This is a genomic window from uncultured Psychroserpens sp., from assembly GCF_947500255.1.
In the GTDB taxonomy this organism is placed as follows: Bacteria; Bacteroidota; Bacteroidia; order Flavobacteriales; family Flavobacteriaceae; genus Psychroserpens.
The window spans coordinates 350,014-363,918 of sequence record NZ_CANMRL010000002.1 but is presented as its reverse complement, the minus strand read 5'-3'; the positions used below and the strand labels follow the sequence as shown (position 1 = coordinate 363,918).

11 protein-coding genes are annotated in these 13,905 nt (G+C 33.3%); 2 read left to right on the top strand and 9 right to left on the bottom strand.

Annotation, left to right across the window (positions count from 1 at the left end; translation table 11 throughout):
* Positions 1-26 precede the first annotated feature (26 nt).
* A complete protein-coding gene (locus tag Q0783_RS08465) occupies positions 27-1,310 on the bottom strand; it encodes a nuclear transport factor 2 family protein (protein WP_298894460.1) in 1,284 nt (427 codons plus the stop codon).
* Between the two features lie 104 nt (positions 1,311-1,414).
* Here Q0783_RS08465 and Q0783_RS08460 point away from each other — a divergent pair, with 104 nt between their 5' ends.
* Positions 1,415-1,795, top strand: a complete 381-nt coding sequence (locus Q0783_RS08460; protein WP_298758576.1) for a BlaI/MecI/CopY family transcriptional regulator — start codon at positions 1,415-1,417, stop codon at positions 1,793-1,795.
* Positions 1,796-3,211 carry an N-acetylmuramoyl-L-alanine amidase gene (locus tag Q0783_RS08455; protein ID WP_298894459.1) on the top strand — a complete coding sequence of 472 codons (1,416 nt, stop codon included), beginning with the start codon at positions 1,796-1,798 and terminating at the stop codon, positions 3,209-3,211.
* 169 nt (positions 3,212-3,380) lie between these two features.
* Here Q0783_RS08455 and Q0783_RS08450 read toward each other — a convergent pair whose 3' ends face one another.
* The 8 genes from Q0783_RS08450 to Q0783_RS08415 form a co-directional block, all read right to left on the bottom strand.
* Complete coding sequence (locus Q0783_RS08450; protein ID WP_298894458.1) at positions 3,381-5,189, bottom strand: acyl-CoA dehydrogenase family protein; 1,809 nt, start codon at positions 5,187-5,189, stop codon at positions 3,381-3,383.
* Positions 5,190-5,216: 27 nt separating this feature from the next.
* Entirely contained in the window at positions 5,217-6,407 is a 1,191-nt protein-coding gene (locus tag Q0783_RS08445; protein WP_230936254.1) for an acetyl-CoA C-acyltransferase, read from the bottom strand.
* A gap of 4 nt (positions 6,408-6,411) precedes the next feature.
* Entirely contained in the window at positions 6,412-8,820 is a 2,409-nt protein-coding gene (locus tag Q0783_RS08440) for a 3-hydroxyacyl-CoA dehydrogenase/enoyl-CoA hydratase family protein (protein ID WP_298894457.1), read from the bottom strand.
* Between the two features lies 1 nt (position 8,821).
* The gene (locus Q0783_RS08435) at positions 8,822-9,277 is read right to left on the bottom strand and encodes a MarR family transcriptional regulator (protein ID WP_298894456.1); all 456 of its coding nucleotides are present in this window, start codon (positions 9,275-9,277) and stop codon (positions 8,822-8,824) included.
* Between the two features lie 115 nt (positions 9,278-9,392).
* Positions 9,393-10,424, bottom strand: a complete 1,032-nt coding sequence (locus tag Q0783_RS08430; RefSeq protein WP_298894455.1) for a helix-turn-helix transcriptional regulator — start codon at positions 10,422-10,424, stop codon at positions 9,393-9,395.
* Positions 10,425-10,444: 20 nt separating this feature from the next.
* The gene (locus Q0783_RS08425) at positions 10,445-10,873 is read right to left on the bottom strand and encodes a hypothetical protein (protein ID WP_298758554.1); all 429 of its coding nucleotides are present in this window, start codon (positions 10,871-10,873) and stop codon (positions 10,445-10,447) included.
* 136 nt (positions 10,874-11,009) lie between these two features.
* A complete protein-coding gene (locus Q0783_RS08420; protein ID WP_298894454.1) occupies positions 11,010-12,782 on the bottom strand; it encodes a long-chain fatty acid--CoA ligase in 1,773 nt (590 codons plus the stop codon).
* 251 nt (positions 12,783-13,033) lie between these two features.
* Positions 13,034-13,837 (bottom strand): helix-turn-helix domain-containing protein, encoded by an 804-nt coding sequence (locus Q0783_RS08415; RefSeq protein WP_298894453.1) that lies wholly within the window; start codon positions 13,835-13,837, stop codon positions 13,034-13,036.
* Positions 13,838-13,905: the final 68 nt, after the last annotated feature.

The window sequence follows — 13,905 nt, the reverse complement described above, 5'->3', positions numbered from 1 at the left end:
TGCTCTAAGTAGATCAATTAATCTGATTATTGAATAAAAGTTACTTTAACAATCTTTCCATTTTCAACTTCATAAATTGCTACTGCATTAAAAACTTTTCCATTAGCTGTGACTTGTTCTTCATCAATAACTTTGTTACCAATCACAATGCGTTTTTTGATAAAAGCTCTTAGATCTGGAACGCGATCAAACCAGTCTTTGTAACCCTTTCGCATTGCTTCTTTTCCTTCTGTACTTAAGGTGTTTGGATAATTATAAAGTTTTATATCATCTGCATAATCAGCCATAAACGCATCAATATCTCTTGCATTATAGGCTTCTAAATTTCTTTGAACAATGGCTTCGACCTTAGAGATTGCAGTGTTACTTTCAGTTGTAGACTCTTCAGATTCGTTGGTTTGAGTTTGTGTTGTTTCTTCAGTAGTTTTTGTATCTGTTGTAGTCGTGTTACTAATATCTCCAGCAATTAATAACTTCGTGCCTTCAGGATTTACAGCCAAACGTGTGATTTTAGTAATACCGTTTGCAGTTAAATCGGCAATTTTTTTCCAGTTATTATCTTTTTGTAAAGTTAATTTATACAATATATTATCTTTTCCAGAAAGAATGGTTTTACTATCTAACCAACAAATATCTTCAACACCTGCTATCGTATTAGCAATTACTTTTGTGGCACCAGAAATTGGATTTAATGACTTTATTTGCCATTGTTTTTCATTGTCTTTGGAAATATAACTCACAAGGTTTGAATTTGGAATCTTATGAAATGAACGTCCAACATTTAATTGATATTTTCGACTTTTACCTTCTTCTAGATTTGTCGTATATAAATTTAAATTATCCTCTTCGATAACTGCTGATACGATAGTTTGTTCATCATACCATGTGTAATATGCAACCACTAGATCTTGGATGAGTTCATTAGAATCACCATTACTCATGTTATATGCATAGAGGCGTTGTTTACCATCTTTATCCAAGCGTACTGCTGAGACTTCATTTTTATTTGGAATTTTAAGCGGTGTGTATTCACCACCTTCTGTGAAATTGAGCCAAGATTTAGAATCATAGCGCATATCATATTTGGCAATATCGGTTTGACCATTTCTAGTCGAAGCAAATAAAATATAGCGATCATTTAGAAATGAAGGCTGATTATCGTAGCCTTCATTATTTGATAAATTCTTGGCATTTTTTACTTCAATTTTTGAACTATTCGCTTCTAAATCGAATAGAAAAACTTCGGTATTCGCTTGAGAATGTAATGCTAAGGTTGTTAGAAATAGGAGTAGAGTAACTAAAGATTTCATGAGTAATGATTTAGCATAAAGATATAAAAGTTTTGATAGGCATTTTATAAAAAATTTGTACAGTTAAATTTTATTACTACATTTGTAGTATTAAAACTATAATTGTGGATATAAAACAGTTAAATAAATCGGAATTGCAAATCATGAAGTATCTATGGATTTTAAAAAAGGGATTCATGAAAGATATTGTTGAACAATTCCCTGCGCCTAGACCTGCATATACTACTATTTCTACTCTTTTAAAGCGTATGTGTGATAAAGGTTATATTGGTTTTGAACGTTTAGGAAGGGATAAACAGTATTATCCAATTTTAAAGAAAAATGATTATTTCTCTAAGCAAGTAAATGGTATGATCCAGCATTTTTTTAATGATTCAAAATCTCAGTTTGCATCATTCTTTACAAAAAACGCAGATTTATCTGTAACAGAATTAGAGGAATTGCAAGAGTTGTTACAACAAAAAATTAATCAAAAAAAGAAATAAATGATCAACTACTTATTCTATACATTGATGAGTTTAGGCGGTTCCTTTTTGGTATACCATTTTGTTCTAAAACAGCAAAAGACCTTTCAGTTTAATCGTGCTTATCTGCTTATAACTTTAATATTATGCTTATTGGCACCACTAATGGAAATCGAGATATTAGATACTGTGCCTAGTATCACAGAGCTATCCATACAGCCTTCAGAAAATAATGGGATTGTTCATCAAGCAATGAATGGTGTTACCGTATCTGAAATTAAAAAACCAGACCATACAATATATAATATGATTTGGTATGTGTATTTAGCTATTTCGTTATGCTTTGTATTTAGATTCGTCAAAAACCTAATGGGTATCATTAAACTTACAAAGCAAGATTATATTCGTTATGCTAATCTTAAGCTAATAGAAGGAAATGAAAGTAAAAATGCCTCAAGCTTTTTTAATTATTTGTTTATCAATTCTGAAAGCCTTGAGGAAGACCACTATTCAAATTCTATGATTCAACATGAGGTTGTACATTGTAATCATTGGCATAGCTTAGACGTTCTTTTTATTGAATTGGTCTTATGTGTATTGTGGTTTAATCCTTTTGTTTGGCTGTATAAAAAAGCTATCATACAAAATCATGAGTTTATTGCAGATCACCTAACTGTGAAGTCTGGAATAGATATTAATATGTATTCCCAACTCATCATTGGGTCTAATCCTACGGAATGCCGCGTTCCTTTTACTAGCGGATTTAATTTCATTCAAATCAAAAACAGAATTATTATGTTACATCGATCAAAATCATCAGTTTTCAAACGCACATTAAAGGTTACAACTGCTTTACTTTTATTTTCTGGAATTTTTATGCTCAGCTCGTTTAAGGATTTAAGTAAACCATTAGTTGTAGTTATAGATGCCGCTCATGGCGGAAGAGATTCAGGGCATTTAAATGAAAAAAATATTGTACTAAACATTTCTAATGCTTTGGCGCAATACAGTAATGAGAACATTAAAATTATTACCTTAAGACATGAGGATGAGTTTTTGTCTTTAAATGACAGGGTCAAATTTATTAATGCTCAAAACCCAGACCTTATGATTAGCTTGCATTGTAATTCTGCTCCCAATGCGAATGCAAATGGTGTAGAAGCGTTTTATTATGATAATACTAAAACCAATAGCGAATCTATGAAATACGGAATGTCTCTCTTGTATGAGCAACTAGAAGGAAATTTTGATAATGCTAAAATGAATACGGCTAGTTTTAAAATTTTAAAAGATATCAATTGCCCTGGAGTACTTTTAGAATTAGGATTTCTATCTAATGCAGAGGATAAGGCTAAATTAAATGATACTAATCATCAACAAAAGATAGCCAAAGCACTCTACAATGGCTTATTAAAAGCAAGTAAAATCAAATTTTAATATTGGTAATAAAATTAAAAGCCAATCCCACAAGTGGATTGGCTCTCCATGTTTAGAAAATTTGAATTAGTCTCAATTTTACTAACATTAATTGTCTAATTAAGCACAGAACTCCATGTTACCGCTCATAATGTACTTAAGTCGACATCTCAAACTAAAAAAAAAATCTTTAAAAACAGTATTTGTTTTCTGCTTTAACTTTTTCTGCAATTTCATTGCGTAAATCAACAATGTCTGGGTAGTTTTGGTACTTTGTAAAACGTTTTAGTCCCATTAACATCATACGTTGTTCATCACCTTCTGCAAATGAAATAATACTTTCTTTTCCTTTTCCTTCTACAATACTTACGGCATTGTATAAGTATAATTTAGACATGGCAATTTGTACTTTTTGAGCCTCTTGACCAAAGCGTTTCGCATTTTTCTCGGTTCTTAAAACCGTAGATTCTGCCATATAGATTTCGATTAAGATATCAGCAGCAGCAATTAATAACTGTTGATGCTCTTCTAAATCTTGTCCGAATTTTTGAACAGCAGCACCAGCAACCATTAAGAATACTTTTTTAAGTTTGGCGATCATTGCTTTTTCTTCAGAAAACAACTCAGAATAATCGGGAGTTTCAAATGAAGGAATCCCCATTAATTCTTCCTGTACTTTCATTGCTGGACCTAAAAGGTCAACATGACCACGCATAGCTTTCTTCACAAGCATTCCAACTGAAAGCATACGGTTAATTTCGTTTGTTCCTTCATAAATACGCGCAATACGAGCATCTCTCCAAGCTGCTTCCATAGGTGTCTCTTCAGAGAATCCCATTCCTCCAAAGATTTGGATACCTTCATCTGCACAATTTTGAACATCTTCAGAAACAGCAACTTTTAAGATAGAACATTCAATAGCATATTCTTCAACGCCTTTCAATTCTGCTTCTTGATGTGTATTTCCTGAGGCTTCACGAATGGCGATACGATCTTCAATGTTTTTTGCAGCTCTATATGTTGCAGATTCTCCAGCATAAGCACTAGTTGCCATTTGTGCAAGTTTTGTTTTGATTGCTCCAAAATCTGCAATAGGTGTTTTAAACTGCTTACGTTCGTTGGCATAGTTTACTGCAGTTGTAAGAATGCGTCGTTGTGAATCTAAGCAAGCAGCAGCTAATTTAATACGACCAACATTTAATGCATTCATAGCAATTTTAAATCCTTCACCACGACCAGCTAACATGTTTTCTACAGGAACAACAGTATCATTAAAAAATACTTGACGTGTAGAACTTGCACGAATACCTAATTTATGTTCTTCTTCTCCTAAAGTAATTCCATTAGGTTTTTCTCCATCATATTCAACAATAAATCCGGTAATATTTTTATCATCTTCTATACGTGCAAATACAATCATAACACTACAAAAACCTGCGTTTGATATCCACATTTTTTGTCCGTTGATTTTATAGGATTTACCATCTGCCGATAATTCAGCAGTAGTTTTACCAGAGTTGGCGTCAGACCCAGCTCCAGGTTCGGTTAGACAGTAAGCACCAAACCATTCACCAGAAGCTAATTTTGGTACATATTTTTGCTTTTGTTCTTCTGTTCCATAGAGTGTAATTGGCATTGTTCCAATTCCAGTATGTGCACCAAAGGCTGTACTAAAAGAACCTGTACCACTAGAAATATAGTCGCAGGTTAAACACGTAGATACAAATCCCATTCCCAATCCGCCATAAGCTTCAGGAACAGCAACACCTAAAAATCCGAGCTGCCCAGCTTTCACCATGCATTCTTCAGTTAAGGCATAATCTTTTGCTTCAAAACGTGCTTTATGTGCTATAATTTCGCGGTCATTAAATTCCATAACCGCTTCTTTCATCATTTTCTGTTCTTCTGAAAAATCTTCAGGAGTAAATACGTCCTCACATTTGGTTTCTTTTACCAAAAATTGGCCTCCTCTTAAGATATCTTTTTCTGTTGTTTCCATTGCTATATTTTTGTTTTGTTCTTTCTGTTAGTTTAAAAATTCGAAGATGCCACAGGCGCCTTGACCTGTTCCCACACACATGGTTACTGCACCATATTTACCTTTCATATCGCGCTTACGCATTTCATCAAATAGCTGTACCGATAGTTTGGCACCTGTGCACCCAAGTGGATGCCCTAGAGCGATTGCACCTCCATTAACATTAATAATGTCTGGATTTAAATCTAATTCTCTAATAACTGCTAATGATTGCGAAGCAAAGGCTTCGTTGAGCTCGATTAATTCTAAATCTGATTGTTGTAATCCTGCTTGTTTCAATGCTTTTGGGATGGCTTTTACAGGGCCAATTCCCATGATACGAGGTTCTACTCCAGCAGCAGCATAGTTTACTAGACGTGCAATAGGTTCGATATTTAATTCTTTAACCATATCCTCACTCATCACCATAACAAAGGCAGCACCATCACTCATTTGAGATGAGTTACCAGCCGTTACACTTCCACCAGCAGCAAAAACTGCTCTAAGTTTGGCTAAGGCTTCTTTATTAGTTCCTTTTCTCGGACCTTCATCTTTAGTTACAGTGTAAGATTTTGTTGCTTTTTTTCCGTTTTCATCAATATAAGTTTGATCAACTGTAATAGGAACGATTTGATCTTGAAAACGATTTTCAGCTTGTGCTCGTAATGCTTTCATATGTGAGTTGTATGCAAACTCATCTTGATCTTCACGAGATACTTTAAATTGATTAGCAACAGCTTCTGCTGTATTTCCCATTCCCCAATAATATTCTTCATGACCAGCTTTAACAGTATCATAATTTAATTCTGGTTTGAATCCGGTCATAGGTACAGAACTCATACTTTCTGATCCTCCAGCAATAATACAATCTGCCATTCCAGCTTGAATCTTAGCTGTTGCAATACCAATAGTTTCAATTCCTGAAGAACAAAAACGGTTGACAGTTACACCAGGTACATCGACACTGTTTAGTCCAATTAAAGAAATAAATCGGGCCATGTTTAGACCTTGTGAACCTTCAGGCATTGCATTACCTACGATAACATCATCAATTCTTGAGACATCGAGATTAGGTAATTCTTTCATCATATGCTGAATGGTTTCAGCACCTAACTCATCGGCTCTTTTAAAACGGAACACGCCTTTTGGTGCTTTACCAACTGCTGTTCTATATGCTTTTACTATATATGCTTGTTTCATTGTCTTAGTTTCTTAAAGGTTTTCCTTTGGTTAACATGTGTTGGATTCGTTCTAAGGTTTTACGTTCAGTACATAATGAAAGGAATGCTTCACGTTCTAAATCCAATAAATATTGTTCTGTAACCAACGTTGGCTCAGATAGATCACCACCAGCCATCACGTATGCTAATTTATTAGCTATTTTTTGGTCGTGTTCACTAATGTAGTGACTCGCTTCCATAGCATCTGTTCCTACCAAGAACATACCTAATGCTTGTTTTCCAAGTACTTTTATATCCTTGCGTTTTACAGGTTGTGTATAACCAGCATCAGCGAGTAACTTAGCGTGAGCTTTTGCAGTTGCAATTTGTCTATCCTTATTAACAACGACGATATCTTTTCCTTTTTGAAGTACACCTAAATCAAAAGCTTCATAAGCTGAGGTTGCAACCTTAGCCATACCAATAGTCAAGAAATATTCTTGTAGTACGTTTAGCTCAACATCACCTTTTCTAAATGTGTCTTGAGCTCTTAAAGCCATTTCTTTTGAACCTCCACCACCAGGAATAACACCAACACCAAACTCAACAAGTCCGATATAAGTTTCAGCGGCTGCAACAACTTTATCTGCGTGCATTGATAACTCACATCCACCACCTAATGTCATACCATGAGGAGCAGAAATGGTTGGAATAGAGGAGTAGCGCATACGCATCATGGTATCTTGGAAATATTTGATAGCCATATTTAATTCGTCATACTCTTGCTCGGCTGCCATCATGAAAATCATTCCAATGTTGGCGCCAACTGAAAAATTAGCACCTTGATTTCCTACCACTAAACCAGCGAAATCTTTTTCGGCTAGATCTATAGCTTTATTTAATCCAGCTAAAACATCACCACCAATCGTATTCATTTTAGATTGGAATTCTACATTAAGAATACCATCACCAAGATCTTCGACAACAACACCAGAGTTTTTAAACACTTCATTAGATGTTCTAATATTGTCTAAAATGATAAAGCTATCTTGACCAGGAATTTTTTCTTGAGATTTCTTCGGAATATCATATGCATAAGTGGCACCAGCTTTAACACTGTAGAATGACGTGCTTCCAGAAGCTAACATTTCATTTACCCAAGCATTAGGTTCTAGACCTTCAGCTTTCATAATCTCAATTCCCTTTTCTACACCAATAGCATCCCAAATTTGGAAAGGACCATGTTCCCATCCAAATCCAGCTTTCATAGCATCGTCTATTTTATATAGGTCATCTGTAATTTCAGGAATGCGATTTGACACATAGGCAAACAATGCGGCAAAGCTTTTACGGTAAAATTCACCAGCTTTATCTTTTCCTTTAACTAATACCTTAAAACGGTCAACAACCTTATCGATAGATTTTGTAAGCTCTAAAGTGGCAAATTTTGCTTTTTGAGCAGAACGGTATTCTAATGTATTAAGGTCTAGAGATAAAATTTCTTTTTTACCTTCAGGGGATACATTTTTTTTATAGAAACCTTGTTTAGTTTTACTACCTAACCATTTGTTTTCCATCATAGTGTTAATGAAATCTGGTAATTGGAACAATTCATGACGTTCGTCATTTGGGCAGTTTTCTCTAATTCCATTGGCTACATGAACTAAGGTGTCTAAACCAACAACATCAACTGTACGGAAGGTTGCCGATTTTGGACGACCTATTACAGGGCCTGATAATTTATCTACTTCTTCGATAGTGAGATCTAAATCTTTTACCGCATGAAATAGACTCATGATACTAAAGATTCCAATTCTATTTCCAATAAAAGCAGGTGTGTCTTTGGCAACAACTGATGTCTTTCCAAGGAATTGTTCACCATAGCCATTTAAAAATTCTAAAACGGATGCATCTGTTTTAGGTCCTGGAATGATTTCAAATAATTTTAAGTATCGTGCAGGATTAAAGAAGTGTGTTCCACAAAAATGCTTCTGGAAATCATCGCTTCGTCCTTCACTCATAAATTTAATAGGAATACCAGATGTATTTGATGTAATTAATGTTCCTGGTGTTCTATGTTGCTCTAGTTTTTCAAACACTTGCTGTTTGATATCTAAACGTTCAACAACAACTTCCATAATCCAATCTACATCTTTTACTTTTGCAATATCATCTTCTAGGTTTCCAGTAGTGATTCTATTTTTAAAAGATGGATGATAAAGAGGTGCAGGTTTTGATTTTATTGAAGCAGTTAATGCATCATTAACCAATCTATTTCTTACGACCTTATCTTCTAAAGTTAAGCCCTTAGCTTTTTCTTTATCATTTAGTTCTCTAGGAACGATGTCTAATAGTAAGACATCAACACCAATATTGGCAAAATGGCAAGCGATACCACTTCCCATAATTCCTGAACCAATAATGGCAATTTTTTTAATTCTACGTTTACTCATCTTATTTTAAAATGTGTTCTTTTTGGTTGTATATCTGTTTGTTGGAAATCATATTATTAATGACTTCAGCCACTTTATAAAAATTGGCTAGCTCTTCTTCCGAAACATTACCTCTAATTGTTTCGTTAAATGTGAGTACTTTTTCTCTTGAATAAGTTCTCTTTTCTCTACCAAATTCTGTGAGGTGAATTAAGACACCACGACCATCTTCAGGATTGGGTTTTCTTGTGATTAACCCTTTTTCTTCCATGGTTTTAAGTGTACGTGATAAACTCGTAGCTTCCATTCCCATTTTTGGACCAAGAGAAGTGGAAGGTGTTCCATTTTCAGGATCAATACTTAGTAAAGCGAAACCAGTGGCCATAGTGGTGTCAAATTGAGATGCTTCTTCATTATACATCTTATTGACCGCTAACCAAGTGGTTCTAAGTACATAGTCAATCGTTTTATCCTTCATAATTTGAATTTTGAACCCAAATATACTAAAAAATACTATGCACGCATAGTATTTGTGAAAAAATTATGCGTGCATAGTATTTTGATCAAGCATTTATATTATTATGAGAAGAGGCCTAAAGGTTAATATCTAAAATTTCCTTTCTTGATTTAATACCAAGCTTAGCGTAGATATTACTTGCATGCGATTTGACAGTACTTAAACCAATATTTAATTCATCGGAAATCTCCTTATTTGATTTCCCGTCTTTTAATAGTGAGAAAATTTTTCGTTCTTGGATGCTTAAAGATTTGAGCAGATTATTACTTTTTCTTCGCTTTACTCCAAAGAAATAATTTATGACAAACCCAAATAAGAAAAAGAATATACCAATAACTATAAACCGAAATATTGATTTATTATCTTCTTTAGGGAACTTAACTCTTAGCTCTTTGAAATAGGCTGAATCTTCATGCTCCCATTTTATTAAGTAGTTTTCATAAAACTTTTGATTTTCTAAAAACGTGGATTCGAATTTGCTATTATTAAGGGCATATAACGATACTATAGGGTGAGAAGATGTATCTGCTATATGTCGTAGTTGCTCGTGTATTGTTTTGGTCACAAACTCCTTTTTTAATGCGCCATAATTAGTTTTTGCATGTTCGCTTTTATAAATTATGTCATTGATTATCTTTAAATCATAATTTGGTAGATATCCATTAATACTATGCTTATTAAATAAACTATCGCTACTGGTATTGGTTATAAATATTTGAGTGTTTTGGTTGGCGATAAAAAAAATATGATTTTCTTCCTTACCACCAATAATCAATGAGGCAGCTGGTGCTTCTTTTTTTGAAACATGTATTCTGTATAAATTATCATTTATAGGTAATGCCTTGGAGGAGAAGTGAAAATTTCCAAAACTATCAATTTTAGATTCAGCGATGATCATCTCATTAGACATGGTATACATGTCTTTAAAGGTAGGAATATGTGATAGGTAAACCACAGGTTCCCATACGGAATCTAACTGTAGTTTACCTTTGATTGACTGTTCGTTTTTTGATGCAGACTGTGAATTGCAATTGAAACTAGCTATTGTAAAAATCAATTGCAAAAAAACAAGTCTAATAAAGTTTATAAGTCTTTTGTTTATTTGCATTTAGTTAGTTTAGGTTTTAATTACATCATAGATGTACAAATAGAAATATCTCCAGCCACATTATTTGGAATGAGTTTAATCACCCAGTCACCTTTTATAGGTTCATCAATATGTTTTTGCATTTGACCGCATACCAATTCTTTTTTCTTACTACTAGATTTGACTTGACTTTCAATTGAGAAATTGCCTTTTTTATTCCCTTTTGGATCATAAACCTCAACGGTTAAATAGCCAGACTTGATCGTACTATTTATTCCTATATGCAATTTTTTTGCATTGCTCGCAACTTCTATTTTAATTTCCTCAGTGTCTGAACTTCCATCTAACTGGATGTTTCTGTTAAGTGTGACGGCATCACATTGTTGAATGTGTTGACTGTTTTGTTGGGCATGAATAGTAAGAGATAAAAGTAAAAACAAACAGGTTACTAATTTAATTGATTTTTTCATGATTGATAACATTTAAAGATTATGAAGCAAAGCTATCCATATCAACAGTAAGTCGAACAATTTTTAGGTTTGAAAAAAGAACGAAAAAAGGTCTAATAAAGTATTATAAACCAGTTACGCGTATGAAATAGAGTGATTACCTGTAGATTTTATCATAAAGGTCTTGATAGATTCCTTTTATAACATCACGTTTCATTTTCATTGTAGGCGTTAAATGTCCACCATCTATAGACCAAACATCGGGAGTGAGTTCGAAACGTTTGATCTGTTCCCATTTTCCGAAGTTTTTATTATACTTATCAATTTCCTTTTGAATACGTTTGATTACTATATCTGAGGTCGCAATCTCTTCATCTGATGTCCCAATTTGATGGTCTTTATGATCTATCCAATCTCGAATAAAATCAAAATTTGGTTGTATGATGGCAGCTGGCATTTTTTCACTTTCACCAACAACCATTATTTGTTCAATGAAAAGCGATTGCTTCATGTCGTTTTCTAGCAGTGGCGGAATCACATATTTCCCACCTGAGGTTTTAAACATCTCTTTTTTACGCCCTGTAATCTTTAAAAATCCGTCCTGATCTATTTCGCCTTTGTCTCCTGTATGAAAGTAATCACCAGTCATAACGCTAGCAGTTTTATCTGGATCTTTGTAGTATCCTTTCATAACATTAGGACCTTTGATCAAGATTTCTCCATCTTCAGCAATTTTGACTTCTACGTTTTTAATCACTTTTCCTACAGTCCCTATTTTAAATAAATTATTGGCATACATTTCTACAGAAACTACTGGAGATGTTTCAGTTAAACCATAACCTTGCATGACTTTCATTCCTGCAGCAGAAAATATTCTAGACAACCTTGGCTGTAGAGGCGCACTTCCCGATACCATTGTTGATAATTCGCCGCCTAATGCTGCTCTCCATTTACTAAAAATTAATTTGCTAGCAATCTTAAGTTTAAATTCGTACCAAGCTCCATTTTTACCATAAGGTTCCCATTGTTCACCTAATTTTACAGCCCAAAAGAATAAGCCTTTCTTAATTCCTGAAAGATCTTCTCCTTTTAGCATGATCTTATCGAAAACTTTTTCAAGTAGTCGTGGAACTACACTCATTAAATTGGGTTTTATCTCTTTAGCGTTATCGCCAATTTTGTCAATACCTTCAGCAAAATATATAGTAGTGCCAGCATATTGATAGATATAAATAAGAACACGTTCAAAAATATGGCATATCGGTAAAAAGCTAAGTACTCGTGTTTGACTACCGCTAATTATTGGTAATCGTTCAGAAGCATCTAATGCATTACTCGTAATGTTGTGGTGAGTAAGCATGACACCTTTAGGTTTTCCTGTAGTACCAGAGGTGTATATTATTGTTGCAAGATCGTGAGGATCTACATTATCTTTTCTAGCTTCAACATCGGATTGTGTGCTTTCATCTTTTCCAAGTTCAAATAGTTCAGAATAATGTTTACAACCTTCAATATGATCAAAAGAATACACATCTTTTAATTTCGTATTTGCTTGAACCTTTCTAACTTTTTCTAAAACTTCGATATCTGAAACAAAGCAATATGTAGATTCACTATGATTGAGAACATATTCATAATCTTCGGCACAAATAGTTGGGTAAATTGGAATGTTTTGAGCTCCAGTTTGAAGGATTCCGACATCCATAATATTCCATTCGGTTCTATTTGCTGTTGAAATAACAGCAATCTTATCATTTTTTTGAATCCCTAGTTTTAGTAAAGCTCTACTTACTGCATTAGCTTTATCTAAGTAATCTTTTGTCGATGTTTTAATCCATTTTCCATCATATTTTGTTACTAATGCGGCATCTAAATTATGAACCTCTAGTTGATAGTATGGAAAATCAAATAATCTTGTTATTTCTGTCATTATGTTTGATAAGATTGTAGTATTGCAAAATATGAAATTAAAAGTGAATTTCAAATGTGTAAATGAAAAAAGGAGTTGCAATGACACAACTCCTTAATTTATTGAATTTTAACTAAAATGAAATAGTCAAGTCTTTTTACTACAAATAACTAAAAACTAATAAACCCTTACTATTAATTTTACAAACTGACTTACATTTCAGATAGTAAATTTATAATTTATAAATAGTATAACGGTGTAAAAAATCGTAACTAATTATTTTTAAAAACAGCTTTTAATAATGGATAATCTTTTTTGAAATAGGATTTAGGAGTTTCATTCATAAATAACTTGAAATCTTTAGAAAAATGAGACCGATCATAATAGTCAAACATAAACATAAGATCCTTTATCGCAATCTCTTGATTTTCATATTTCCGCATTAGTTTTAAAAAACGATATAGTCTCACATACTTTCCAGGTGTTAGCCCTACAATTTTTTTGAACTGAGTTTCCAGTGTTTTTTGAGACATATTAATATGCTCCAAAATACTATGAACACTTAAAAGTCCTTCCTTGTTTTTTATGAGATCTATAGCTATATCAATGTTTTTGGTAGTCTTATTAATTGTAAGATTTAGTTTAGAAAAGAAATGATCTAAACGTTTTACCATATCTTCTGGACCAGAAAAATTCTCAAATAGAGGTTTCATTTTAGAATATAATTCTGGATGAAAATCTAATAACGACATATGCTTATCCTGTAATTTGGAAATGTCGGTATTTAAAATTTTGAATAGTGCAGTGGGATGAAAGCTAACTCCAAACGACATGGCTTTAGATAAACAATGTAATTGGTAGGATCTAAAGAATTGCCCACTAATTGTAATATCAGAAATACGCATCTCCTTTGTATTCAAAACTGCTTTTTGATCGCCATAAAAAATGTTCGTTAAGTGCGTAAGTCCGATAGGTAATACAGTAGATTGAAATGGAACAGCGTCTTCAGAAAAAGACAATTGGTAATATTCCTCTATAAGATGAGGAACTTTGTTTTCATAATAATTCAGCGTCATTGATCAGGATTAATTGTAGGTAAAGTAATACATTAATCTGAATTAAGAAAGCAATAGACTAAATTTTA